The sequence below is a fragment of the Pseudomonas sp. Pseusp88 genome, from assembly GCF_047303955.1.
GTDB lineage: Bacteria > Pseudomonadota > Gammaproteobacteria > Pseudomonadales > Pseudomonadaceae > Aquipseudomonas.
Genome location: NZ_JBGLYM010000006.1, coordinates 58,955 through 81,855 on the forward strand (window position 1 = coordinate 58,955; position 22,901 = coordinate 81,855).

Sequence of the window (22,901 nt, forward strand, 5' to 3'; positions counted from 1 at the left end):
ATGAAGGTGCGCTTATGGATGCGCGTGACTAGCTCTGTGGGAGCGAATTTGCTCCCACAGTGTTCCTTAATACAGGGCCACAATTCGATGCTTCAGCTACGCCGCTCAACAATAAACCGTGCCAGCGCCCGCAGTGGCTCGGCGGCCGTGTCGAAAGGTCGCAGGGCGTCGAGGGCCTGATCGCGCAGTTGCAGGGCGTAAGCCTTGGCGGCGTCGAGGCCGAGCAGGGCCGGGTAGGTGGGTTTGTCGCGGGCGATATCGGCGCCCTGGCGCTTGCCGAGGGTCGCGGTATCACTTTCGACGTCGAGGATGTCGTCCTGCACCTGGAAGGCCAGGCCGATGGCGCGGGCATAGGTTTGCAGGGCATCGAGCTGGCTCTGGTCGGCTTTGCCGCTGGCCAGGGCGCCGAGTTTGACGCTGGCTTCGATCAGGGCGCCGGTCTTGTGCCGGTGCATGAAAGCCAGGGCGTCCTGGTCAAGCTTGAGGCCGACCGAGCCGAGATCAATGGCCTGGCCGCCGACCATGCCGGCAGGACCTGCGGCAAAGGCCAGGGCGTCGGCCATCTGCAAGCGGGTTTCGGCGTTCTGCGGACTCAGGCTGGCATTGAGCAAGGCACTGAAGGCCAGGCTTTGCAGGCCGTCTCCGGCGAGAATTGCACAGGCTTCGTCGAAGGCTTTATGAGTGGTGGGCTGGCCGCGACGCAGGTCGTCGTCGTCCATGGCGGGCAGATCGTCATGCACCAGGGAGTAGGCATGGATCAGTTCCACTGCACAGGCCGCGCCATTGGCTTGCTCCGGGTCAGTGCCCAGGGCTTCGCAGGCGGCGTAGACCAGCAGCGGGCGCACACGCTTGCCGCCGTTCATCACGCTGTAGCGCATGGCGGCATACAGGCGGGTCAATTCAGGGCTTGGGGCTTCGAACAGGCTCTCAAGCGCCGCATTGACGCGGGCCTGACTGCGAGCTTGATAGTCAGCGATCATTCGGGTTGTTCCGCGTCGAAAGGTTCTTCAGCCAGTTCGCCATCGCGTTCAAGCAGGATTTGCACTTTCTGTTCGGCCTGAGCCAGGGCGCTCTGACAATCGCGAGTCAGGCGGATGCCCTGCTCGAAGGCGGTCAGGGAGTCTTCCAGCGACAGTTCGCCGTTTTCCAGACGCTCTACCAGCGTTTGCAGGTCGGCGAGTGACTGTTCGAAATCCAGTGCAGCTTTCTTGCGGGCCATGGCGGACATTCCGGTAGAGGTTAAACCGGCGCGACACTAGCAGAGCATGGGCTTTGGGGCAAATTACACAGGGCCTGCATCCGGACCTCAGGAGCTGCCGAAGGCTGCGATAGCGCAATATCGGACATCGTCATTCGCAGCCTTCGGCAGCTCCTACAGGTGCATGTGTTTATTTAATACCCAACCGCCTATCCAGCGAGATCGCCCCCGCGCCCCGGCCAATGATCACCAGTAACAACCCGGCCCAGGACAAATGGGTCGGCCACGCATCGGGATAGACAAATATCTCGATAACCAGCGTCATACCCAGCAGCGCCAGTGCCGACAGGCGGCTGAACAGCCCGAGGATCAGCAAGGTCGGAAACAGATGCTCGGCATACGCCGACAGATGAGCGGCGAGCTCGGGGGAGATCAGCGGCAGATTGTATTCCGTGCGGAACAGCTCGTAGGTACTGTCGGTGATGGTCAAAAAGCCCTCGACCTTGGTCCGCCCGGACAGCAGGAATATTGCGGCAATCGAGATCCGCGCCACCAGCGCCAGGGTCGAGTCATTGATCAGGCGTTGCAGGCGCTCGGCCACGGTATTCCAGAGGACGAGCAGGCGGGGCGGGTTCATGGTGTTCTCCAGGGCTCAGTGAGCGGCAAAGACGTCGGCGGCAATCAGGCGGCTGAGCATGTTCATCAGATCAAGGCCGGGCTCTGCCCGGGTGGCGTGTTCGGCCGCGTCTTCCAGGGCCAGATCGGCTGCGCAGGCGTCGAGAAAGGCGCAATCGCCGACGCTCAACGGATACCAGGTGATGAGCCCGCTGCTACGGCTGATCAGCGCACCTTCGCCAACCCATTCCAACTCGGCAGGTACGTCGATCTGTTCGCGATTGCAGCGCCAGATGGTGTAGGCCGGCTGAGTGGCGAACCACTTCCAGCGTGCCGTAGCGCGCAATTTGAGCCTTACGCTGGCCAACAACTCCGGCGTGATGGCGGCAAAGGCAGTAACGTCGAGGGCAAGTTCGTCTTCGGCACCGTGGGCTTCGTTCCACAGCAGGTCCAGGCGCGCGACGTTGCCCAGATAGGGCAGGTCCCGGGCGTGTTCGAAGGCATCGAGAAAGTCCGGGAAGCCTTTGCCGTAGTTCAGCAGGCGCGCATCGGTGGGCGGTGACTGGCGTACGTAGCGCGCCGCAGCGGCTTGCATCCATTCGGTGCCGACCAATCGCTCGACGGTCGGGAAGTTTGCCAGCAAAGCATCGCTGGCGCCTTTCATCACGGTGTTGCGATACACCAGAAACCCCGACTGTTGCGTCAGTACCGGCAAGGTTTCGGGGTCCTTGCCATACAGGGCGCTGATAAAGGCGTCCTGAAAACCGGCCAGTGACAGGTTCATTGTGCGGTCTCCAATTGCAGGTGCCGGTGGGTTTCCAGCAGGTTCTGGGCTCTGTTGCGTTCGATCATCAATTCATCGAAAGCGGGAATCTGGTCATCGCGTTCAATCAGCGTCGGCCGTGGGCCGATACGCTTGATCAAGCGTTGATAAAGGGACCAGACCGCGTCGCTGATGGGGCTGTCGTGGGAGTCGATCAGCAGGTTCGAGTCGCCAGGGTCAGGGGTGTGACCGGCCAGATGGATTTCCATGACCGCATTGGCCGGGAAGGCATCCAGATAACCGGCGGCGTTGAAGTCCTGGTTATGCGCGCTGATAAAGACGTTGTTCACGTCCAGCAGCAGCCCGCAGCCGGTTCTGTTGCTCAGCTCCGTGAGGAAATCGAGCTCGCTCCAGTCATGGCCGTCGAGCTTTAAATAGTGGGTCGGATTTTCAATCGCAATCCGGCGCCCGAGGGTGTTCTGGGTGCAATCAATATTGTCGACGATCCGTTGCAGTGCTTCATGGGAGCGGGGAAACGGCAGCAGGTCGGGGTGGTACTGGCCTCGCCAGGTTGACCAGGCCAGATGCTCCGACATCAGGGCCGGTTGAACGCGATCGGCAAGCACCTTGAGCCGTTGCAGGTGGGCCATGTCCGGCGGGCAATCGGCCGCCAGGGACAGGGATACACCGTGCAGGGACAGCGGATGCCGGCTGCCAATCGCTTCAAGCCAGGCCAGTCGGGGGCCGCCGTCAACCATGTAGTTTTCCGGATGGACTTCAAACCACAGGCCGCCGGCGGTGCACTCGAGTGCGTGCTCGTAGTGCTCTGCCTTGAGACCCAGTCCGGCGCCCATCTTTTGGGAAGTTTTCATGATTGACGTGTCCCTTGCTGTGGCGGGTTACATGGCTTCCAGAGTACCGTGGCCGTTCGGCGTCTTGATCGAAGTGCAGGTACCGGCAGGAACGTTCTTCCAGGAGTTGGCCTGGTAGTCGGTTTTCGAGGTGCCGGCACAAGTCGTACCTGCGCCTGCTTTGCAATCGTTCTTGCCGGCCAGGGAAACGCCGTAGCACTTCTCCATGGCTGCTGGTTTTTCGGCAGCCATGACAGAACCGGCAGCAACGGAAGACAGGGCGATGGCGATAGCGGCGATATTCATAGTTTTCATGGTGATTCTCCGAGGATGTAGGTAGTTGGTCGGCATTTCAGCGAATTTGTCGCTGTGCTTGCGATCCGAGAAGTAATTCGTCATGAAACGCCAACCGGTTACAGCGATCGAAAAAAATATTTGAAACATCGTGAAAAAGTTTGCGCCAGGCAGGGTTTCTCAGTTCACTGCCCTCCTCGCGCTCAATGAGTGCGCGCTCGTGACGCGCTTATGAGTAAAACAATTAAAAAATTTCTAACTTTTGTGTAACCAGGGCGATTGATGGACCGAACTACACATAACGAATCGTTGCGCAGGCGAGAGATTGATCTTCAGACGCTCTTCCTGTCGGGGCTCAAGGGGCATCAGGCTGACTACGCACGTTTCCTGCGGGAGTTGAGCACGCATCTGCGTGGTTTTCTCAGGGCAAGACTGCTGCGTCAGCCGGATGAAATAGAGGATTTGCTGCAAGAAATCCTGCTGGCAGTGCATAACGGCCGTCAGACCTATCAATCCGATCAGCCGCTGACAGCCTGGGTATTTGCCATTGCGCGCTACAAGCTGGCCGATTTCTATCGCTCACGCTCGCGGCACGACGGGATCACCGATTCCCTGGATGACACCGATGAGCTGTTTGCCGAGCCCTGTCTGGAACCGGCTCAGGCGAGTCGTGATCTGGACAGGTTGCTCGAAGCACTGCCGGACAAGCAGCGATTGCCGATCTTGCACGTCAAGCTCGAAGGGCTTTCCGTGATGGAGACGGCGCAGTTGACCGGGCTTTCCGAGTCGGCGGTGAAGATTGGCGTGCATCGCGGCCTCAAGGCCCTGGCGGCCTTGATCAGGGGTAAATGATGAACACAGACGATCTTATTTCCATGCTCTCGACGGGGGTTGAACCCGTTGACCCCAAGGCAGTGGCCAAGCGTTTCAGCCTGGCGATACTGATTGGCGGTGTGGGCGCTCTGTTGCTGATCCTGCTGCGCTTCGGCGTGCGCCCGGATCTGGCCGAAGTGGCGACGACTCCGGTTTTCTGGGCCAAGATTGCCTTCCCCCTGAGCCTGATGGTGGGCGCGCTGTTGATGGTGACGCGCCTGTCCCGACCTGGCATGAGCGCTGGCGGCGGCAAGCTGTGGGTGACTCTGGGGGTGGTGGCGATCTGGGTGGGCGCGCTATATGGCCTGGCCGTGGCGCCTGCCGACGAGCGAGTTGCCATGGTGTTGGGCAAGACCTGGAAGGTCTGTGCTTTTAATATCACTGTGCTGTCGATCCCGGGCTTTATCGCCGTGTTCTGGGCCCTGCGCGGCCTGGCACCGACGCAACTGAGGCTGGCCGGAGCCTGCGGCGGCTTGCTTGCCAGCTCTCTGGCGACCCTTGCCTACTGCCTGCATTGCCCGGAAATGGCCGTGCCGTTCTGGGGCATCTGGTATCTGCTGGGCATGCTGGTGCCGACCCTGATCGGCGCTGCCATGGGGCCGCGTTGGTTGCGTTGGTAGATTACGATCAGGCTGATGGGTCAATAAATGTGGGATCGGCTTCAGCCGGGAAGGCATGGGCAAGATCGATATATTTCTATCGCCTGCCATGTCTTCTTCCCGGCCAAAGCATGTCCCACAATCACCTCATCCCCACATTCCGTGTTTACGCTGCCATCGCCGTTGACGATGGCAAGCTCGCCAATGACTGATTTGCCGCCCGGGTTGGTCCTCCTAGTATCGCCATGACTGCCTTTTCATCATTGCGAGCCGCGAACCATGAAGAACTTCCGTATCGGCCAGATCGTCCCCAGCTCCAACACCACCATGGAAACCGAAATTCCAGCGATGCTGACGTCGCGCTACTCGCTGTTTCCCGAAGAGCACTTCACCTTTCACTCGGCGCGCATGCGCATGATGAAAGTCAGCCCCGAAGAGCTGAAGAAAATGGATGTGGACAGTGATCGCTGCGCCCTGGAGCTGAGCGATGCGCGGGTCGATGTCATGGCCTATGCCTGCCTGGTCGCGATCATGTGCCAGGGGCCGGGTTATCACAGTGTGTCCCAGGCACGTCTGAGCAAGGCCGTGGAGTCCAATCAGGCGCCGACCCCGATCCTCAGTTCGGCCGGGGCGCTGATCGACAGCCTGAACCTGATGCAATACAAAAAAATCGCGATTATCACGCCATATATGAAGCCCCTGACCCAACAGGTGATCGACTACATCGAAGCGGCTGGAATCGAAGTCACGGACTCCATCAGCCTGGAAGTCTCGGACAACCTCGCGGTCGGCCGCCTCGATCCGATGGACCTGGTTGCCCATGCCGATCGCCTGAATATTGGCCAGGCCGATGGCGTGGTGTTGTCGTGCTGCGTGCAGATGCCTTCGCTGCCAGCGATCCAGGTGGTGCAGGATCGCCTCGACAAGCCGGTGCTGTCGGCTTCGGTGGCGACGGTCTACCAGATCCTCAAGACTCTTGGCCTCGAAGCCAAGGTGCCCAATGCGGGGTATTTGTTGTCGGGCGCGTTCTGAGGCTCATCCGAGCAGGTACTATGGCGCTCTGATTTTGCTGAGTGAGTGAATAATCCAGGGCCACTGATGTGGAAGCCAGTAATGCGGTTATAACTGCGGGAGCTAATTTTGTGGGAGCGAATTCATTCGCGAAGACGGTATTTCAGGCGGTAAAGATGCGTCGAATGAGCCGTCCTCTTCGCGAATGAATTCGCTCCCACATTATTCGCTGCCACAGAACTAGCCCCCCACAATTATCCCCAATTCATTCGCTCCGTGCCTGGAGCCAACCACTGCATGAAGCTCGACCCCGTTTCGCTGCGTCTGTTCGTCAGTGTCATCGAAGAAGGCACCATCGCCGCCGCCGCCAGGCGTGAGCACATTGCCGCTGCGGCGGTGAGCAAGCGCCTGAGCGAACTGGAGGCGTTACTCGATGCGCAACTGCTGGTGCGCAGCAACAAGGGCATCACGCCGACGGCGGCGGGGGTGTCGTTGTTGTATCTGGCACGCAGCGCGCTGAATAACCTCAATGACATCGTTGTGCAGATGCGCGACTACGCCCATGGCCTGCGCGGCTCGGTGCAGGTGCTGGCGAATATTTCCGCGATTACTCAGTTCATGCCTGCACTGATTCGCTCGTTCATGGATCGCTACCCCCTGATCGATATCGCCTTGCAGGAGCGAGAAAGCCTGGCGATCACCCAGGCCGTTGCCCAGAATCAGGCCGATATCGGCATCTTCACCCGGCTGCCCCACGGTACTGATGTCGAGGTCTATCGGTTTCGCGAAGACAAACTGGTCCTGCTGGTACCCGACACGCATCCCCTGGCCGGGTACGACAGCGTGCGTTTCGAAGACGCCCTGGACGAACCCTTCGTCGCCCTGCGCAGCGGCACCCACCTGAATTTCCAGCTGATCAAGGCCGCCAATGACGTCGGTCGCTCGTTGAAAATCCGCATGGAAGTGTCCAACTACGATGCCCTGGGGCTGATGGTGCAAGCGGGGATCGGCCTGGGGGTCATGCCTCTGGGCAGCGTCGGCCTGTATAACCTGGCCAATATCCGCACCGTCGATCTCGACGAACCCTGGGCTCGGCGTGAGCTGAGCCTGTGTGTGAGGTCACGGGAAGGGTTATCGAGTGCGGCGCGGTTGTTTTTTGATCACTTGCTGGCGCTCCCATAACGCCAGTCATGGCTCCACCCCGGCCGGGCAATCAATTGCTCGTAGAGGGTAATGTCCGACGGGTTATCCACTTCTACCCAGCCGCCACGAATGGCCACGGCCGCGATGGGCGTGCCATTGTCCAGCAGGCGCCTCAGCAGGCTGGTCATGTCCAGCTTGTCTATCTGTTCGCCAGTCAGCCCGGCAAGCAGGTCCCTGACATGTTGCCAGCCTTCGGGCGTGAATTTCAGCAGGCCCATGTACTGGCCTTCGATCTGCCGGCGGTCGTCGGTGCGCTCACCAATGGCCAGCAGCTGGCCGTCGGCCTGGCGAAAGCTTTCGGCGTCGCTGAGCGGGTCGTCGAAGCGTGCCGACCACAGTGACCACCAGTCCAGGTCATAGGTCATGGCCAGCGGCGCGGGGGAGTCGATCAGGCTCTGGATAATATCCGGGCGGTAAACGATATCGCCGTAGCAGACCAGCATGGGTTCGGCCGCCAGCAGGGCGTCGGCGCGCAGCAGGCTGCGGACCATGTTGCTGCTGGCCCAGTGCGGGTTGTACAGGCGGCTGTCGCCGTAGGGCTCGAGAGCTTCGCGGCAATAGCCACTGACCAGATGCACCTCGCTGACCCCGGCACTGTGCAATGCCGCTATCTGCCACTCAAGCAGAGGCTTGCCCGCCAGTACTGTCAGCGGCTTGGGTTGTGCGGCGGTGATGCTGCCCAGACGGGAGCCGCGTCCGGCGGCGAGAATAATGGCTTTCATATCGATTCACTCAAATAACCACCGGCACAGTTGCCGGTCGGGCTCGCTTAAGGAGGCTTCGCGCTCGGGATGCCACATGATCCCGGCGATTTTTTCGCTGACATGCACCAATGCTTCGCAGGCGCCCTGTTCATCAAACGCCCATGGCCGCAATGTGGCCGGTATGGGCATGGCCAGACGGTTGCCGTGGAAGGAATTGACCGAGCGCGGCGCCGATGGCTGGCTCAGCCAGGGCAGGTCGTCCGTCGTCGGAATGAGCAGATGCCGCTGGGCGACATGCACGCTGCGATCGGCCTCGGCCAGTTGCCCGCCAAAGAACCGCTGGATCAATTGCAGCCCCCGGCAGACGCCCAACACCGGCCATTGCCGGGCAATGCAATGGGTCAGCAGCGCCTGCTCGCTGGCGTCGCGCAAGGGGTCACTGCCGACATCGTCGCCGCCGCTGAAAATCACCCCCTCAATCCCATGAGCCTGGGCATAGGCCACGGTCTGTTCGCCGAGATTGGGCAACAATTGCCAGTGATGGCCAACACCCAGCTCGGCAAACAGCCGATACCAGTCTCTGGCCAGGCCGTCACGGGGTTCGTGATAGCTGTGGGGTGATGACTGGCGCAGGGTGATGCCTATTTTTTTCATACAAGCCTGCTTTTTGTTCGCACTTTAATGTGGGACCGGCTTCAGCCGGGAAGGCACTTTTCTGATCAAGGATATATGTCGGATGTACTCGCCTCTTCCCGGCTGAAGCCGGCCCCACAGATGTCATTCCAATCAGATAATTGCGTTGTGTTTGATAGCAGCCTATAGCGGTCGCAGGGTCTTGTCCCGGCAGTCCAGGACGATACGTGTGCTGCGCACCAGGCGGTTGAACAATTGCTCGCCGCAGCCGATGGCCGCCGGAATACCGAACTCGGCACAGCGTATCGCCATATGCGAGTTGGCGCCGCCATATTGCGTGACCAGCCCGGCAATGCCACGGGTGAAGACCCAGTCATAGCCGGGGTCGGCATTTTCGATGCAGACGATGCGCCCTTGCAGCGAGGTCGATGCCGGTGAGTTCTGGCTCAGTTTCACACCCGGTGCTTCGACGGCTTTCTGAGTGACGAAGTTGGGCAGGCTGCGGTGCAGTGGCACCACAAAGACGTCGTCGATGCCTCCGATCAGGTGGCCGAGCTTCAACGATAGCCCTTGCTCATAGCTGTTGCGCGCCTGGGTCGCGCGTTCCAGCAGGACCCGGTCAAGATCGTCCATCAATGGCACGCTGAGGGTATCGAGCAGGCCGTTGATATTCAGGAATGACAGGTCTTCCCGTGCCAGGCCGACCTCGCCGCCCCAACTGACCAGCAGTTTCAGGGCGTCGGAAAGGTCGCGGGTGAACACCAGCTTGGCGTATTCCCGGGCCTGGATGGCCTGGCTGGCATAGCTCAGCAATTGCTCTGTGGATATTGGCCAGCCTTGTTCGTCCAGCAACTCTTGCAGGGCCTGACGTTCGCTGCCCTGCAGTTCGAACGCCTCGGTCTGGGCGTCGGAGTCGAACCATTGCACCGGGTCGCTGGCGAACAGGTCATGGCGCTCGTCGTAGCGCAACGAGGTGATTTCGTAGGTGCCAGGGCGCAAGTGGCCGAATTTTTCCAGAAACTGCGGCAGGGGTGCCGCCTGGGCGCAGACGGCGGCATATTCGCCGGTCAGTTCGGTGGTGACGGTGGCGATGGACTGCTTCCAGTCTTGCAGACGTTCAGCACTCAGGGCTCCGCGTCGACCGGCCGAGCGCAGCAGGGCTTCGGCGATAAAACCGTGGCGGGCGAGAATCGCGAACTGCAAGGTGCCCTCTTCACGGCATTCCTGCAGCAGACGGTTGATGCTGTCCAGGCTGATGCTTTGCGGGGGCTCGGCACTGCGCGCGCGTTGCTGACGTTCGCGGGCATGGATGCGTGCCAGCGCCTCTGGCAGCGAACCCGGCCCCTGGCCTGACACTGCGCGGCAGGTCAGTTCGTCGAGTGCCGCGCGATAGGTGACGTATTCATCCGCGTCCAGGGCATCGTCATAGCGAGTGGCGAAATCGGCGTCGAAGGTGAAGTCCAGGCAGGTGGGGACGATGTCGAACTCTACCTTGTCGTGCCACTCCGGATTGGCGTGCAGCCGGGCCAGCCAGGCGTTGACCAGTTTGTCGCAGAGTGCCGGGGCAAGGCCGGCGGGCAGGAACGAATTGAAGCTGCAGCGCACGTCGATATACGGGTGATGGCCCAGGGTGACCATCAATACCTGGTGCGGCGGCGAGTAGTAGCCCATCTGGTTGCGCGCTTTACGCCAGGTCGAATCAGTGACCAGCAGACGATATAGTGACGCCGCCAGCGGACGCGGGGTGGTGCCAATGATTTCCGCCGGGTTCCAGTCCGGCATGACGCCGAGCACGGTGCTCGCGCCATACAATCCAGGCTGTGGTGCCAGACGATGGGCCAGAAAGCTGCGCACATGCTCCAGTTGCCGGGCTACGCGGCGTTCGGTGACCGGGTGCCAGGTGTTGCTCAGGGTGATGCGCCGTACTTGCAGCACATACACTTGCTGATTGCGGCCCACGGCAAATTCGATGTCCAGCGGCACGCGACCGCATAAGGCTTCCAGCTCGCGACAGGCATCCAGCACGGCCTGGATCCGGGGCGAACGGATCAGCTCGCGTTCGGTGTCGCGGTAGACCAGCACGGTTTTCTGAATGCCGATGCCGCCGGTAATGGTATCGGTCTGGCCGCTCTCATCATCGTAATTGAGCACGTAGTACGGCGCGCCGTGCTCCAGGTCATGGGTCATGACCACGCCACTCATCTGCAGATCCGTGAGCATCGGCTGAATCAGCACCTGGTTGCCGTCGGCCTGATGCCCGGCGAACGAGGCAATCACCTTTTCGATAGCCGCGTTGAGCTCACCGGCCATCGTTGTCGAAACATTCAGGCAGCTGGTGAAAGCCCCGGCCATGGAACTTGCCGCGCCGTCTTCGTTCTTCGCGCTGCTGCGCACGATCACATTGCCGCCGTGCTCCATCCGGGCAATGGCGGCCAGCACCCCGGCCGGATCGCGTTGCCAGTCGGCGGCGGTGAAGTAATGCAGCGGCAGAATCTGTGAATTGCGCAGCAAAGGCTTCAAGCGCTTGAGGGTTTCGGATTTGGTGCCGAACTCGATACTCATGGCTGTGCCTCTTGCTGGTCAACGGCGAGCAAGGCCAAGTGTTTGAGCAAAGGATGGATGATGAAATAGGGCGGCGCCTCGGCCTGTAACTCCGCGTCTGCCGAGGGCTTGAGGCTGGCCGGGTCCCGGCGCCAGGCGGTCAGTACCTGCACCAGCAGATCTGCGCGGATGGCGTTATCGTAAACGTAGTCCACATCCAGTCCCGCAGGTGGCAGCGGATAGACCTTGCGCGCCAGCACCGGGCCGGTGTCGATGGTTTCATCCAGCAACAGGGCGCTGGCGGCGCATTGGCGTTGTTCGAGGATCTGGTAATAGATCGTCGTGCTGCCGCGGTAGTCCGGCAGCCAGCCGGAGTGGATATGCAGCACCGGATAGCGTTTGAGCAGGGCGGCAGGCACCAGCTGGCCGCCGTAGCCGGAGTAGACCAGCACGCCCGGCGCGGCCTTCTCGACGCTGGCGAGCAAGGCCGGATCGTCCAGGGTGTCGGCGGAGCAGGTCACATGGGGCCAGCCCAGGCGCGCCAGGCAGGTGCTCACGTCTTCCTTGAGGTCTGGCAGAAACAGGCCATCCGCTTTCGCCGCCTGCCAGGCGCGGGTGGTGTGGGGCGTGCTGTTGGATTGGCCATAGACCAGCACCTGGTCCGGCACGATACCTGCGGTATGCAGGGCTTGCAGGTAGCTGACCGAGCGGGCGGTTCTGGCGCACAGCAGTACCAGGTGCGATGAACTCATGGACTCAACTCCGCAATCAATTGCTGTTCGGTGGAGAGAATCCAGGCCAGGTAAGCGGCTTGGTCCGTATCGAGTCGGGCCCGCTGCGAGACCAGGGTATCGTTGAGCTTGAGCAGGGCGCTGAGGTAATAACCGGCACCTGCCGAGCGCCAGCCATGAATCATGCACTCGGCCAGCAGCAGGTAGGGCGCCAGCGCCAGAAAGTCACTGCCGGGCAGGGCGCGATGGGGCGCGGCCAGTTCATAGCCGGCATGCAAATGTTTGCTTACCTCGAACTTCTTCAGCAGCCGTGGCAGCCAGTACTGCGCCAGTGTGTCGTCGCTCAGGGGCGTGACTCGCAATGTCAGGCAGATGTGCGCGAGCAGGGCCGTGATGTCGGTCGGTGATGTATCGACTGATGCAGTGAGCGGCAGCAGAGCAGGCTCGGGTAATTGTGCACAAGCCTCCTGACGCGAAGCCTGCCAGGCCCGGACAAACACTTCGCCCTGAAAGCGGGTATAGCGATAAGTCTGCGGATGGCTCAGCAGATCGCCGTCGCTGTAGGGATAGTCCAGGCTCACGAGGCGTACCCGCTGATCCGGCGAATCTGCGCCACATAGCCCGGCAGGTCGTCCGGCACCTGGCTGTTGTGCAGCACCAGGTCCGGGGTCACGGGTGGCCGGTACTCGATATCCACCCCCACCACATGAGCCTGCTCACCACGCAGCGCCGATTGATAGAGGCCCTTGTCATCGCGCTCGATGAGGATGTCGAGCGGCACATCGATAAACACTTCCCTGTAGCCGGAAAAGCGCTGGCGGTTGTCATCGCTGATGTCCTGGAACATCGACAGAATGCAGCACACGACATCAATGCCCTGGCTGTCCAGCCAGCCGCACAATGCCTGGATGCGTTCGGCATTGACCCGGCGCCCGGCCAGGGTATAGGCGTCGGCGCGCTGGTCATGGCGGAACAGCGCCCTGATTTCATCGCCATCGACGAACACGGTCTGTGGCCGTTCCTGTTTCAGACTGGCGTACAACGCCCGTCCAATCGTGGTTTTGCCAGCCCCGGAGAGGCCGACCAGCCAGATGACCATGGCCTTTATCCTTGCTTGAGTAAGGTTTCTATATTGCACAGGGCCATGACGGCCATTTCGGCAGAAAAACCATAGCTGTTGACGAAGTATTTGTGCCGCAAATCCCGGCGAACCTTGGCCTGGGCCGCCCACAGCGTCTCATCGGCGAGCAGGGCAGGCAGCTTCCAGCGATCCTGTTCGTCGACATTGACGATCTCTTCACGCAGCAGAATATCCGGGGAGTCATCACCGGTGTGGGCGTCTTTTTCCGCGTCGGGAACGTTGAGCAGTAAAAGGTTCTTGTCCAGATACAGTGCACCGAATGCTGTACCACCATAGTCGGCCACTACGTAGTCGGCACAGCGGAACAGGTTCAGGTTGTCATAGACCGTGACGATCACCGCCGTGAATTCGTAGCGGTCGAGAATGGCCAGAACCTCGGGTTCGGCTTCTACCGACAGCGGATGGGTCTTGACGATGACGTTGTAGTCGCGGCACAACTCGGCCATGGCGTCGGCATAGCGGCTGATCGACGACAGCTCCATCCAGGTCGGCAGCCAGAGCACGGTCTTTTTTGCCGGATCCAGGGTCAGCCCCGGCGGCGAGACGCCGAGCAGCGCGGGCTCTCGGAAATACTCGTCATAGCGCGGGTAGCCCATCTGGAAGGTCACCGCGTCGCAGCATTGCTTCAGGCGCTCGGCCTGCCAGGGGCCGAAACAGAGGATCAGGTCGTAGTCGTTGTTCCAGCTGGAAAAGTTGTGTTTGGCCTTGCCCAGGGCGTACATGAAACGCACACGACGATGACCCAGTACATGGATGATCGGCTGGTCCATGTGGTGATACATGCTCAGGTTGGAGACGACGATGTCGTAGCGGTATCCGGACTCGATCACCGTCTCGCTGTCAAAGCAGCGGTAGCCCGCAGCACTGGCCAGCGCCAGGGTGTTCGCGCGTTCGCTGTCGGTACCGTGCAAGACAATGTCGAAGGACTCGCTGCCCAGCAGTCGCCATACCGCCTGGTAATGGTTGAATATTTCGGCGGCGTGTATAAAAAAAGCGACCTGAGCAAAATCCTTACCTTTCATGAGTTGCTTCCTGGCGAACGGAGAACTGATTCAGAGCGTTGATGACGTGGTCTTGTTCTGCCTCTCCAAGGGTTGGATAGATGGGCAACGACAGGATGCGCCCGTGCAGGCCCGCAGCGACCATGGCCGGGCTCAGTGCCAGGTCTGCGTAAGGTTTGTGTCGGGGAATTGGCAGCGGATAGTGGATGTTGGTTTGAATGCCATGTTGCGCCAGGTGCTCTTTGAGCGCATCACGCTCAGGGCAGTCGATCACGAACAAGTGCCAGGTATGGGCTGCGCGCTCTGTCACTTTGGGCAGACTGATCAACGGATTATCCACCCGGCTCAGGTAACGCTCGGCAACCCGGCGACGGCGCTCGGTGTCAGCGTCCAGATGCTTGAGCTTGACGTGCAGCATCGCGGCCTGGATCTCGTCCAGCCGGCTGTTGATGCCCGGGTAGTCGTGCTGATACTTGATGCTCGAACCGTAGTTACCCAAGGCCCGTACCAGTCTGGCCAATTCGGCGTCGGCAGTAACCACCGCACCGGCGTCGCCCAGGGCGCCAAGGTTCTTGCCGGGGTAAAAGCTGAACGCTGCAGCATGCCCCCAGCTACCGGCCCGGCGGCCGTTCAGGCGTGCGCCATGGGCCTGGGCGCAATCCTCCAGCACCAGCAGACCATGGCGTTCGGCGATGGCCATCAGTTCAGGCATCGGCGCAAGCTGGCCGTACAGATGCACGGGCAGCAGGACCCGCGTCTTGCTGCCGATGGCGGCCTCGACCGCTGTGCAGTCGAGGTTGTGGGTGCGGGGATCGACATCCACCAGAATGGGCACTAGGTCGTTTTCCACCACCGCCGAAACAGTGGCAATAAAGGTATTGCTCGGCACTATTACTTCATCGCCGCTCTGCAACTTGCCCTGTTCCTTCCAGGCCCGCAGGACCAGCACCAGTGCATCCAGGCCGTTGCCGGTGCCGATGGCATGGGCAACCTCGCAGTACTCGGCGAAGGCTTGCTCAAAACGACTCAGTTCGACTCCGCCGATATACCAGCCCGAATCGATGACCCTGGCGCAGGCCTCCTTCAACTCGTTGGCGTATTCGTGATTGACCGCTTGCAGGTCGAGGAAGGGAATATTCATCGTCATGCCGTCACCATGGCCCGGAAGGTTGCGTAATCGCGTACATAGTCGGCTTCGTCGTAAAGATTATCGGCCAGCACCATGAGTACGCAGTCGGGGGAGAAGTCATACATCTCCCGCCAGATAAAGGATTCGATCAACAATCCCTGATTCGGATTATCGAGGCGGATATCGATTTTTTCCGTGCCGTCATCCAGCATGAAACGACACGAACCGCGCACGGCAATCGCCACCTGCTTCAGGGACTTGTGGGCGTGATAGCCGCGGCGTACGCCTTCGCCCGTATCGAACATGTAGTAGACGCGCTTGACCTGAAAGGGAATGTTCTTGCCTTCCTCCAGGGCGATCAGCGATCCGCGTTCATCACCATGGGCCTGCAACTGCAAATAATGAACTTTCATGATGTCGTTCCGCGGTGGGGGACCGGCACGTCGTTCGTGATCCAGGCCACGATAGTGTCGGGTTCAATCGAGTATCCCTTGTAGTAGATCTCTCTGGAGTCAGATGTCTGTGCCTGATAGGAGACGTAATCCATTTCAACTCCGCCAATGGCCGCCAGATTGGAGAAAAAGGAAATCGCTCCGGCTTCCTCGGCCATCCAGCACAACGCCCTGGCTCCCCTGGTGGCGAAGATGATGTTGGTCCAGGCCGCCCCGGTCGGGCCGATGATGATATCGGCATTGGCCATGATTGCGACCTGGTGATGGATGTCCTGTTCTTCCATGTACACACAGATGAACCCCAGGGGTTCGAGTCTTGTCAGGATCTCAGTCTGGTTGTAGGGGCGCAGAAACCCCTTGCGGCCGAGAAACACCCGCTTGGGCAGGCTGTCCCGGTCAATGCCGGCGGCCAGAGGCAGTGCTTTTTCCCGCAGGAAACGAATGGATTCCGGCCGGGCAAAGCTGTTCTCGGCGATGCTGCGGGATTCGCCCTTGTAGTTGGTAATGCAGTTGTTTGGCGCGCTGATCAGCAACAGATCAGTGACGCAATACGAGGCCACGCTTTTAAGAAACACCACCGACCGTGCAATACCAATGGCATCAATCAGGGCTTTGATCGCGGGGATATTCTGGCTGTGCCCGGAGATCAGCAATGGATAGTCGTCATACTCGCCCGGCAGTTCGCTGATGAATTGCAACTGGCTGAGGATTTCCAGCACCCAGTGATAATAATTGACCTCGCTGCCACCCGTGACCAGCAGGCCTTTATCAATAAGCTCTGCCTGGGGGGCCTGGCGGACCAGCGCCAGGGCCTGACCGTGATAGAGCAGATGCGCGCCGCTGTAGTCGGCAGCCGTGCTTTTCGCCGTGACGACCCGTTCGGCGACCAACCGCTCGCCGGGCAGAATCACCGAGCGGGAGACCGAGCACACCTGCCCGTTTACGAAGCGGTAAAGCGCCACTTCCGGCAAGGTAATAGCGGTAGCCGTGGTCTCATGGCCGAGAAATCGCGGGCCCTGCACGCTGCCGGGCTGCGCCGGGCGCAAGACCTGCACCTTATGGGCATCAGCTTCATCGAGCCAGCGCAACGCAAAACGGCGGATGTCGCGCTGCCGGGCAAAGAACAGCCGGTAAAGCAGGTCTGACATCAGCCCCGGGCGCCAACACATCAGGGCATAACCCCAACGCTCCAGCCGGGCAGTCAGGCGTTGCAGGCGGCTGGCGGCAGTCAATTGTTTGTGAAAAATACTGATCTGTTCTTCGCGGATCGCCAATTCATTGACCAGTTGCGGATAAATCTCGCGGTAGTAGTCGCTGGCAATAATGATCTGGTCGAAATTCAACTGGTTCAGGTGTTGTGGGTCGTGAATGGTCTTGCCGAACAACGCCTGCCCGTGTTTTTGCTGGTTGTTGTCCAGGAAACCGACCACGTTATAACGGCCACGACAGCTTTTATAGAAGTTGATCCCGCCCGCGCCGGTACCAAAAATCAGGATGCGTGTGTTTTTTTGTTTTGCCGCTACTGCCATACATAACCTCTTGGCACCCGTACTACCAAGCGTCAAAAAAAAGCCGGATAAGCTTTGCCCGATGCGCCTGGACTCAGTGCAGTGCAGGGATCATGCCGCTCAGGCCAAAGCCGGCAGTTTGTCTCTGGCCCAGCGGCTGACGAGGTTCTTGTCCAGGGAATATTCTTTCGAATAAAGCTGGCGAGAGTCTTTAGTCCCGGCCGCGTAATGGATGTAATCCAGGTCGACGCCCACCTTGTCCGCCAGATTGGAGAAGCACGACAGGTCGCCGTATTCTTCGGCCATCCAGCACAACGCCCGGGTGCCTTGAGAGGCAAAGAGGATGTTCGTCCAGGCCGCCCCGGTCGGCCCGACGACCACTTCGGCGTTGGCCATCAGGGCCACTTGCCGGCTGAAGTCCAGTTCCTCCATATAGACGGCAGTGAAGCCCAGAGGGTCGAGCACCGCGAAAATGTCGGCCTGATTGTAGGTGCGCAGGTTATGTTTGCGGGCCAGGAATACTCGCTTGGGCAGGGTGCTGGCGTCGATCGTGTTCGCCAATGGCAACGCATGGCTGCGCAGGTAGTCGAGTGATTCCCTGCGGATAAAACCGTCCTCAGTGAGGTTTCCGGCAGCGTTTTTAAGATTGGCGATCAGATTATTGGGAGCGTTGATAAACAACAGATCGTCGACCTCATAGGCTATCTGTGCTTCGAGAAAGACCAGTGGCCGGTCAATATTGAAGGTTGCGAGGTAACTTGTGATCGACGGGATCTTCTGGCTGAACGCAGAAATCAGCACTGGATAGTCGGCATATTGCCTCGGCAGCTCGGCAATGAATTCCAGTTGCGAGAGGATTTCCAAAATCCAGTGGTAATAATTGGTTTCAGTCAAACCGTTGATCAGGATGCCTTTTTCGAGCCTGACCTGCGGGTGCTGAATAATCAGCCCATGGCTGTCATTGTGATGCAGCACATGGCCGTTGCCGTAGTCCGCGTTATCCATGGTCGCCGTCAACACTCGCTCAACGATCAATTGCTCGCCCGGCAGGACCACGGAGCGCGAAACCGAACAGGCCCGCGCGTGTTTGAAGTGATAGAGGGCGACCTCCGGCAGCTGGATATCAATGGGCGGTACCTGATCGCCAAATACTCTTGGACCCTGCACTTTATCCGGTCGACTTTGCCGGAAAACATGCACTTTGTTGTCGTGCATCGTATCCAGCCAGCGCAGCGGCAAGCGCTTGAGGACTGGCTTGGCGCCTTTGCCGGTTTCCCGCGAAAACAACCCATGAAAAACCGAAGAAACCAGCCCCGGTTTCTCACACAGGCGCTTATGACTCAAACGCCTCATTTGTTGGCACCACAGTTTGAAACGGCTCTGGGGCAGCGGCTCTTCGGAGTGGGAAAAACCTATTCTCTGCTCATCGACGGCCAGCTCATTGAGCAGTTGCTGGTTGATTTCGCGGTAGTAATCGCTGGCGATGATGATTTTGTCGAATGACAGCATATTGATGGACTGCGGGGCGTGGATGGTTTTGCCAAATAACCGCTGCCCATGTTTCTGCTGGCTGTTATCGAGAAAACCCAGCACCTGGTAGCGCTGGCGATAGCTCTTGTAGAAATTGACCCCGCCAGAGCCAGTCCCGAAAATCAGGATGCGCGGTTTATTTCCAGAGCCTGCTGCCATTACGACCTCGTTTCAATCCTTGTTGATAATGTTGCCACGAATCTGCGCTACGCCTTTTTCATCCAGGTCGCGGCGGGTCCTGATGGGTTTGAGTTCGCCCTTGATCCGGCTGTTGATGTCGTCAATGCCGGTTTTCTGCACATTGCCGTTGGACTTGCCCAGCAAGTAGCGCAGTGACAGGCGGAACTGTTCCGACTCATGAGTCACCGGGCGGGTGCCATGCAGAGTGCAGTTATGCCACAGCCCGACGTAGCCGGGACCGCCGATCAGCTTTTGATCGATGCACGGGATGCTGTTGCCCTGATCATCGCTATAGACCCACTGGTCGTTGTGCAGATGTTCAAGTCGATGAGGGAACAGCGTGGCGCCCAGTTGGTGAGTGCCCGGCATCAGGTGCAGCGGTGAGTCATGCTCGCTGACGTCGTGCAGATAGACATACAGGGTCAGAAAGGTCGAAGGGTCGAGCTCTACCCGGCCCTGGGGCCAGTCGATGATGTCCTGATGGAAGTCGATGCCACGGAAGTAGGTAATGTCGCGAAACGGCTTCTTGATATAAGGCCCGAGGTTCGCCACGTTCACATCGCGGATTCGCTCTTTTATCCAGTCCGGCAGCCAGGCTTCAGGCACACCGCACACGGCTTTCTTGATCACCACTTCATAATCATCGCCCAGCACATGATTGAGAACGGCTGTCAGGTCCGGATCCTGCTCGATGAACTGCAACTGTTCCTCGAACTGGTTGAGAAAGTTGAAGGTCTTGGTCGGGTTGGCGTTAAAGTGATTTTCCTGGGCCAGATACTCGGCCTCACTCATGAACAGATCGCCGTTGAAGGCGCGAGCGGCAATCATGTCGCGATACAGAGCCTGGGTTCGCTCGACATCAAGGATCTCGCCGAACAGGTGCGCACCTTGCTCCATCAGGTTGTTGAGGCAGCTTTGCATGTTTCCACTCGCTCATCGTTGCTGGTAGTGCTCGAATATTCTTATCGGCGGGCGCCGGTGTAAATGAACGTGGATCAAGGAAATATTTAATAACGTGCGTCGTCTTCAAGCCGCTGGCTTGCTGCTTATGGACAGAGTCATCGCCGATCGTCAATATTTGCCACCGTTATGAAATAAAGCAGTAGAGACCGCCGAGCAATGATCATCATCGCAGGAAAGAACAGTATTGCTGTGCACGGCCTGGAACTGGCGCTCAGGCATTTTCCTGCAGAACAACTGGCGGTGGTCTGCAATAGAAATGAACCCGGTGCAGATAGCTGGCAGCGCTCGTTGCGTCAGGCGGCAGCCCGATGGGGGGTAAAAGAAATCAGCCTTGAGGCGGCCTATGGTTTGGCTACCCAGGCCTTCCTGTCCCTGGAGTTCGATCAACTGGTCGTGCCGTCGCGGTTTTCCATCCCGAATATTTTCAATATCCACTTCTCCAGGCTGCCGGAATACAAAGGCATGTTTACTTCGGTCTGGCCCATCCTCGATGGCAAGGAGGAGGCCGGGGTGACACTGCATCACATAGAGGCTGGCATTGATACCGGCGATATCATCGACCAGCAGGTATTCCCCATCGCCGATTGGTGGACTTGCCGTGATCTTTACCTCGCGTTTACTCAGCAGGCCACCGAAGTTCTGGATCGCTGTTTTTTACGCCTGATCAATAATCAGGTTGAAGGTCGACCTCAACCGGCGAGGGGGTCGAGTTATTTCTCGAAATCGTCCATCGACTATTCGAGCCTGCAGATCAACACCAAGGCCACCGCCTGGGAGTGCGTAACGCAGATCAGAGCCTTTGCCTTTCGCGAATATCAATTCTTGAAGTGGCAAGGCCGACCCGTGGTATCTGCCACAATTCTTCCGGACAAGTCTCGTCATAAACCGGGTATTGTCCTTGCTGAAAACGAGTATCACGCAGACGTTGCCACCATTGATTACGATGTTCGCTTGCATTTCGACAAGCTGCCGGAAATGCTGGCTGCCTGCGAACGTGCAGATTTGCCGGAAGTCATCCGGCTGCAAGGGAATATCGCGGGCTACAACGATGCCAACGAGAAGGGCTGGACGCCGCTTATCGTCGCCAGTTACGCCGGCGCCTATGACGTGGTGAACTGGTTGCTGAAACAAGGTGCTTCGGCGGTCAGGCCCAACCATAAAGGGACCACACCGTTGATGTACGCGAAGGATGCGTATTTTTCCGGGCGCTGTCGCCGCACGTTCTTCCTGTTGCTGAAAAACGCTGCGCAGCTGGAAACATATGATTATTCAGGGAAGAAATTGTCAGATTATCTGACCGATGAACAATATGCTGAATTGCTTGCCCACTGCCAAGGCTGAATCGATAATTAATTTTCCGGGTGAAGTATGCCTATGTGGTCCAAACAAAAAGAGCGTGTCCTTGTCTTTGGTGCCAGTGTCGGAGGCGTCAATTTTTACAAAAGCCAGGGCAAACGTTATGAAGTACTGGGTTTTGTCGATAACAGTGCACAAAAGCACGGGCAGCAATTACTCGGCAAAGTGATCCATGCACCCGCTGAATTGAATCAACTCAGCTTCGACAGGATCGTCATTGCCAGTGATTATTATCGTGAGATTTTTCCCCAGTTGATCGATCTGGGTATCGATGATGCAAAAATCGATATTCATCACCCTTCGATGGAAGCCAGCTCGCTGGGCCAGCGTTTGCGCTATCGCTTCTGGATAATGTTCCTGGAGCTGATCTGCCTGCGCCCCGGGATGCTGTCGGACGTGCTCTATCAGCATTATCTCAAGTGCCGCACCGGCATTAAAAAGCAGGTAAAGCGCTTCAATCTGCAATGGCTGGACACGACAGATGAGTTCAAGGTGCATGTTTTCCGGCCTGCCGTGCCTGGTGTAGTCCAGGGCCCGCGGTATGTCGGCCAGAACGTTGCGCCGGTAAAAGTCACCTTGCCAGAGGTCGCCTTGCATCGTTTTCGCCAGGGCCTGGTGGGCTCGGTTTCGCGTTCGGTGTTATTGCCGGATCAACGTGTGGTGCAAGAGCGCGTGACCACGACCACGCCTGGTAACGCGGATTACTCCGTCGGCGACATGGTTTTTCATGGCAGACGCCTCGCACTGGTGGCCGTCGGCGAGCCTGTGCCTGTCGATAAAGGCATCCTCATTAACGGTATAAGCGAAGGGAATTATTATCACTGGGTCGTGGAAGTACTGGCGCAATTGCAGTTCGTTGCAGAGTTGCCTGCGCAGTATGCCGATTACCCGATTCTGATTTCAGGTGGCAGTCAGAAAATACCGTCCATCAAGGCCATGATCGACGGGCTCGGTATTACCCGGCCTTTTATCTATCTGCAGACACAACTTAACTACCAGGTTGATGACCTGTTGTGGATTGATGCTCCCAACAACATGATTCCTAACTTCAAGGCCAGCCACGGTTATCACACCATCGATAATTTTGGTCGACGCGAGTCCATCGAGTACCTGCGTGAAAATGCCTTGAGCCTGGTGGCCGGGCTCGATATGACCGACCTGCCCAAGCGTGTATTTCTTGCACGCAAGGGATTCCTGCGACGGTTTAACCAGCAGGACGTTATCGAACTGCTTGAACCCTATGGTTTTACCTGTGTTTATATGGAAGACCTCGATGTCCATCAGCAGGTGGCGATCATGGCCAATGCCGAAGTGGTCCTGGGGCCGACCGGGGCTGCATGGACTAACATCATGTTCGCCTCTGCGGGAACTCAGGCGCTGTGCTGGATGGCCGAGGAATATGGCGACCTGTCCTGTTTTTCCAATCTCGCCGCCATTGTCGGTGTCGATCTGGAGTTCGTTCGTTATCGCACCGGCGCCCATAATTCCCATGAGCTCTATTACAAGGAATACCTGCTGGACGTCTCCGTCGTCAGCGCATGGCTGAAGCAGCATGTACCCAGCCCCAACGGACTGGAATTAGCGAAAGCGACGAGCGGCGTGTAGGCTTCGGCAGTCGATGTTGT

Annotated in this window: 24 protein-coding genes; 6 read left to right on the plus strand and 18 right to left on the minus strand. The window is 58.8% G+C overall.

What is annotated here, in order from left to right; all coding sequences use genetic code 11:
* Window positions 1-92: 92 nt before the first annotated feature.
* From ACCD02_RS10215 to ACCD02_RS10240, 6 genes are all read right to left on the minus strand, one after another.
* Window positions 93-980 (minus strand): polyprenyl synthetase family protein, encoded by an 888-nt coding sequence (locus ACCD02_RS10215; RefSeq protein WP_413300970.1) that lies wholly within the window; start codon window positions 978-980, stop codon window positions 93-95.
* On the minus strand, window positions 977-1,219 hold the full coding sequence (locus ACCD02_RS10220; protein WP_259104622.1) for an exodeoxyribonuclease VII small subunit: 243 nt from the start codon (window positions 1,217-1,219) through the stop codon (window positions 977-979). Before ACCD02_RS10220 ends, ACCD02_RS10215 begins: the two co-directional genes overlap by 4 nt.
* A gap of 169 nt (window positions 1,220-1,388) precedes the next feature.
* A complete protein-coding gene (locus ACCD02_RS10225) occupies window positions 1,389-1,835 on the minus strand; it encodes a DoxX family protein (protein WP_413300973.1) in 447 nt (148 codons plus the stop codon).
* A 15-nt stretch (window positions 1,836-1,850) separates the two neighbouring features.
* Window positions 1,851-2,597, minus strand: coding sequence for a DNA-binding domain-containing protein (locus ACCD02_RS10230; protein ID WP_413300974.1), 747 nt, complete (start codon window positions 2,595-2,597; stop codon window positions 1,851-1,853).
* The gene (locus ACCD02_RS10235) at window positions 2,594-3,448 is read right to left on the minus strand and encodes a DUF692 domain-containing protein (RefSeq protein ID WP_413300976.1); all 855 of its coding nucleotides are present in this window, start codon (window positions 3,446-3,448) and stop codon (window positions 2,594-2,596) included. Before ACCD02_RS10235 ends, ACCD02_RS10230 begins: the two co-directional genes overlap by 4 nt.
* Window positions 3,449-3,475: 27 nt before the next feature.
* Window positions 3,476-3,742: a DUF2282 domain-containing protein gene (locus tag ACCD02_RS10240; protein ID WP_413300978.1), complete on the minus strand. Its 267-nt coding sequence runs from the start codon at window positions 3,740-3,742 to the stop codon at window positions 3,476-3,478.
* A gap of 261 nt (window positions 3,743-4,003) precedes the next feature.
* On the opposite strand from ACCD02_RS10240, the gene ACCD02_RS10245 reads away from it, so the two are divergent.
* The 4 genes from ACCD02_RS10245 to ACCD02_RS10260 all read left to right on the plus strand — a co-directional run bounded on the left by ACCD02_RS10245 (window position 4,004) and on the right by ACCD02_RS10260 (window position 7,386).
* Window positions 4,004-4,573: a sigma-70 family RNA polymerase sigma factor gene (locus ACCD02_RS10245; RefSeq protein WP_413300980.1), complete on the plus strand. Its 570-nt coding sequence runs from the start codon at window positions 4,004-4,006 to the stop codon at window positions 4,571-4,573.
* Window positions 4,573-5,214 carry a DUF1109 domain-containing protein gene (locus ACCD02_RS10250; protein WP_413300982.1) on the plus strand — a complete coding sequence of 214 codons (642 nt, stop codon included), beginning with the start codon at window positions 4,573-4,575 and terminating at the stop codon, window positions 5,212-5,214. The genes ACCD02_RS10245 and ACCD02_RS10250 overlap by 1 nt, the downstream gene beginning before the upstream one ends.
* Window positions 5,215-5,472: 258 nt before the next feature.
* Window positions 5,473-6,225: an Asp/Glu racemase gene (locus tag ACCD02_RS10255; RefSeq protein WP_413300984.1), complete on the plus strand. Its 753-nt coding sequence runs from the start codon at window positions 5,473-5,475 to the stop codon at window positions 6,223-6,225.
* 276 nt (window positions 6,226-6,501) lie between these two features.
* On the plus strand, window positions 6,502-7,386 hold the full coding sequence (locus ACCD02_RS10260) for a LysR family transcriptional regulator (protein ID WP_413300986.1): 885 nt from the start codon (window positions 6,502-6,504) through the stop codon (window positions 7,384-7,386).
* Here the strand turns inward: ACCD02_RS10260 and ACCD02_RS10265 are convergent.
* The 12 genes from ACCD02_RS10265 to ACCD02_RS10320 all read right to left on the minus strand — a co-directional run bounded on the left by ACCD02_RS10265 (window position 7,365) and on the right by ACCD02_RS10320 (window position 19,878).
* Window positions 7,365-8,129: a phosphocholine cytidylyltransferase family protein gene (locus ACCD02_RS10265; protein WP_413300988.1), complete on the minus strand. Its 765-nt coding sequence runs from the start codon at window positions 8,127-8,129 to the stop codon at window positions 7,365-7,367. The genes ACCD02_RS10260 and ACCD02_RS10265 overlap by 22 nt on opposite strands.
* 6 nt (window positions 8,130-8,135) lie before the next feature.
* Window positions 8,136-8,765: a gamma-glutamyl-gamma-aminobutyrate hydrolase family protein gene (locus tag ACCD02_RS10270; RefSeq protein WP_413300990.1), complete on the minus strand. Its 630-nt coding sequence runs from the start codon at window positions 8,763-8,765 to the stop codon at window positions 8,136-8,138.
* Window positions 8,766-8,927: 162 nt separating this feature from the next.
* Window positions 8,928-11,306 carry a PEP-utilizing enzyme gene (locus ACCD02_RS10275; RefSeq protein WP_413300992.1) on the minus strand — a complete coding sequence of 793 codons (2,379 nt, stop codon included), beginning with the start codon at window positions 11,304-11,306 and terminating at the stop codon, window positions 8,928-8,930.
* Entirely contained in the window at window positions 11,303-12,037 is a 735-nt protein-coding gene (locus ACCD02_RS10280; protein ID WP_413300994.1) for a formyltransferase family protein, read from the minus strand. The genes ACCD02_RS10275 and ACCD02_RS10280 overlap by 4 nt, the downstream gene beginning before the upstream one ends.
* Window positions 12,034-12,597 carry a hypothetical protein gene (locus ACCD02_RS10285; RefSeq protein WP_413300996.1) on the minus strand — a complete coding sequence of 188 codons (564 nt, stop codon included), beginning with the start codon at window positions 12,595-12,597 and terminating at the stop codon, window positions 12,034-12,036. Before ACCD02_RS10285 ends, ACCD02_RS10280 begins: the two co-directional genes overlap by 4 nt.
* Complete coding sequence (locus ACCD02_RS10290; RefSeq protein WP_413300998.1) at window positions 12,594-13,115, minus strand: adenylyl-sulfate kinase; 522 nt, start codon at window positions 13,113-13,115, stop codon at window positions 12,594-12,596. The genes ACCD02_RS10285 and ACCD02_RS10290 overlap by 4 nt, the downstream gene beginning before the upstream one ends.
* A 5-nt stretch (window positions 13,116-13,120) precedes the next feature.
* Complete coding sequence (locus ACCD02_RS10295; RefSeq protein WP_413301000.1) at window positions 13,121-14,179, minus strand: CDP-glycerol glycerophosphotransferase family protein; 1,059 nt, start codon at window positions 14,177-14,179, stop codon at window positions 13,121-13,123.
* On the minus strand, window positions 14,169-15,299 hold the full coding sequence (locus ACCD02_RS10300; protein ID WP_413301355.1) for a DegT/DnrJ/EryC1/StrS family aminotransferase: 1,131 nt from the start codon (window positions 15,297-15,299) through the stop codon (window positions 14,169-14,171). Before ACCD02_RS10300 ends, ACCD02_RS10295 begins: the two co-directional genes overlap by 11 nt.
* Before the next feature lie 2 nt (window positions 15,300-15,301).
* On the minus strand, window positions 15,302-15,700 hold the full coding sequence (locus ACCD02_RS10305; RefSeq protein ID WP_413301002.1) for a sugar 3,4-ketoisomerase: 399 nt from the start codon (window positions 15,698-15,700) through the stop codon (window positions 15,302-15,304).
* Window positions 15,697-17,268 (minus strand): glycosyltransferase 61 family protein, encoded by a 1,572-nt coding sequence (locus tag ACCD02_RS10310; protein ID WP_413301004.1) that lies wholly within the window; start codon window positions 17,266-17,268, stop codon window positions 15,697-15,699. The genes ACCD02_RS10305 and ACCD02_RS10310 overlap by 4 nt, the downstream gene beginning before the upstream one ends.
* A 99-nt stretch (window positions 17,269-17,367) precedes the next feature.
* The gene (locus ACCD02_RS10315) at window positions 17,368-18,936 is read right to left on the minus strand and encodes a glycosyltransferase family 61 protein (RefSeq protein WP_413301006.1); all 1,569 of its coding nucleotides are present in this window, start codon (window positions 18,934-18,936) and stop codon (window positions 17,368-17,370) included.
* 12 nt (window positions 18,937-18,948) lie between these two features.
* Window positions 18,949-19,878: a phytanoyl-CoA dioxygenase family protein gene (locus ACCD02_RS10320; RefSeq protein WP_413301008.1), complete on the minus strand. Its 930-nt coding sequence runs from the start codon at window positions 19,876-19,878 to the stop codon at window positions 18,949-18,951.
* 198 nt (window positions 19,879-20,076) lie between these two features.
* Here ACCD02_RS10320 and ACCD02_RS10325 point away from each other — a divergent pair, with 198 nt between their 5' ends.
* Both ACCD02_RS10325 and ACCD02_RS10330 read left to right on the plus strand, forming a co-directional pair.
* Entirely contained in the window at window positions 20,077-21,261 is a 1,185-nt protein-coding gene (locus ACCD02_RS10325; RefSeq protein WP_413301010.1) for a formyltransferase family protein, read from the plus strand.
* A 33-nt stretch (window positions 21,262-21,294) separates the two neighbouring features.
* Window positions 21,295-22,881: a glycosyltransferase family 61 protein gene (locus ACCD02_RS10330; protein WP_413301012.1), complete on the plus strand. Its 1,587-nt coding sequence runs from the start codon at window positions 21,295-21,297 to the stop codon at window positions 22,879-22,881.
* Window positions 22,882-22,901 lie beyond the last annotated feature (20 nt).

Excerpts from the sequence above, each read along its gene's own strand:
- ACCD02_RS10250 (WP_413300982.1), top strand. The coding sequence starts at position 4,573 with ATGAACACAGACGATCTTATTTCCATGCTCTCGACGGGGGTTGAACCC.
- ACCD02_RS10330 (WP_413301012.1), top strand. The coding sequence starts at position 21,295 with ATGTGGTCCAAACAAAAAGAGCGTGTCCTTGTCTTTGGTGCCAGTGTC.
- ACCD02_RS10270 (WP_413300990.1), bottom strand. The coding sequence starts at position 8,765 with ATGAAAAAAATAGGCATCACCCTGCGCCAGTCATCACCCCACAGCTAT.
- ACCD02_RS10230 (WP_413300974.1), bottom strand. The coding sequence starts at position 2,597 with ATGAACCTGTCACTGGCCGGTTTTCAGGACGCCTTTATCAGCGCCCTG.
- ACCD02_RS10310 (WP_413301004.1), bottom strand. The coding sequence starts at position 17,268 with ATGGCAGTAGCGGCAAAACAAAAAAACACACGCATCCTGATTTTTGGT.
- ACCD02_RS10225 (WP_413300973.1), bottom strand. The coding sequence starts at position 1,835 with ATGAACCCGCCCCGCCTGCTCGTCCTCTGGAATACCGTGGCCGAGCGC.
- ACCD02_RS10290 (WP_413300998.1), bottom strand. The coding sequence starts at position 13,115 with ATGGTCATCTGGCTGGTCGGCCTCTCCGGGGCTGGCAAAACCACGATT.
- ACCD02_RS10295 (WP_413301000.1), bottom strand. The coding sequence starts at position 14,179 with ATGAAAGGTAAGGATTTTGCTCAGGTCGCTTTTTTTATACACGCCGCC.
- ACCD02_RS10275 (WP_413300992.1), bottom strand. The coding sequence starts at position 11,306 with ATGAGTATCGAGTTCGGCACCAAATCCGAAACCCTCAAGCGCTTGAAG.
- ACCD02_RS10240 (WP_413300978.1), bottom strand. The coding sequence starts at position 3,742 with ATGAAAACTATGAATATCGCCGCTATCGCCATCGCCCTGTCTTCCGTT.
- ACCD02_RS10215 (WP_413300970.1), bottom strand. The coding sequence starts at position 980 with ATGATCGCTGACTATCAAGCTCGCAGTCAGGCCCGCGTCAATGCGGCG.
- ACCD02_RS10265 (WP_413300988.1), bottom strand. The coding sequence starts at position 8,129 with ATGAAAGCCATTATTCTCGCCGCCGGACGCGGCTCCCGTCTGGGCAGC.
- ACCD02_RS10220 (WP_259104622.1), bottom strand. The coding sequence starts at position 1,219 with ATGGCCCGCAAGAAAGCTGCACTGGATTTCGAACAGTCACTCGCCGAC.
- ACCD02_RS10300 (WP_413301355.1), bottom strand. The coding sequence starts at position 15,299 with ATGAATATTCCCTTCCTCGACCTGCAAGCGGTCAATCACGAATACGCC.
- ACCD02_RS10280 (WP_413300994.1), bottom strand. The coding sequence starts at position 12,037 with ATGAGTTCATCGCACCTGGTACTGCTGTGCGCCAGAACCGCCCGCTCG.
- ACCD02_RS10320 (WP_413301008.1), bottom strand. The coding sequence starts at position 19,878 with ATGCAAAGCTGCCTCAACAACCTGATGGAGCAAGGTGCGCACCTGTTC.
- ACCD02_RS10245 (WP_413300980.1), top strand. The coding sequence starts at position 4,004 with ATGGACCGAACTACACATAACGAATCGTTGCGCAGGCGAGAGATTGAT.
- ACCD02_RS10305 (WP_413301002.1), bottom strand. The coding sequence starts at position 15,700 with ATGAAAGTTCATTATTTGCAGTTGCAGGCCCATGGTGATGAACGCGGA.
- ACCD02_RS10255 (WP_413300984.1), top strand. The coding sequence starts at position 5,473 with ATGAAGAACTTCCGTATCGGCCAGATCGTCCCCAGCTCCAACACCACC.
- ACCD02_RS10315 (WP_413301006.1), bottom strand. The coding sequence starts at position 18,936 with ATGGCAGCAGGCTCTGGAAATAAACCGCGCATCCTGATTTTCGGGACT.
- ACCD02_RS10260 (WP_413300986.1), top strand. The coding sequence starts at position 6,502 with ATGAAGCTCGACCCCGTTTCGCTGCGTCTGTTCGTCAGTGTCATCGAA.
- ACCD02_RS10325 (WP_413301010.1), top strand. The coding sequence starts at position 20,077 with ATGATCATCATCGCAGGAAAGAACAGTATTGCTGTGCACGGCCTGGAA.
- ACCD02_RS10235 (WP_413300976.1), bottom strand. The coding sequence starts at position 3,448 with ATGAAAACTTCCCAAAAGATGGGCGCCGGACTGGGTCTCAAGGCAGAG.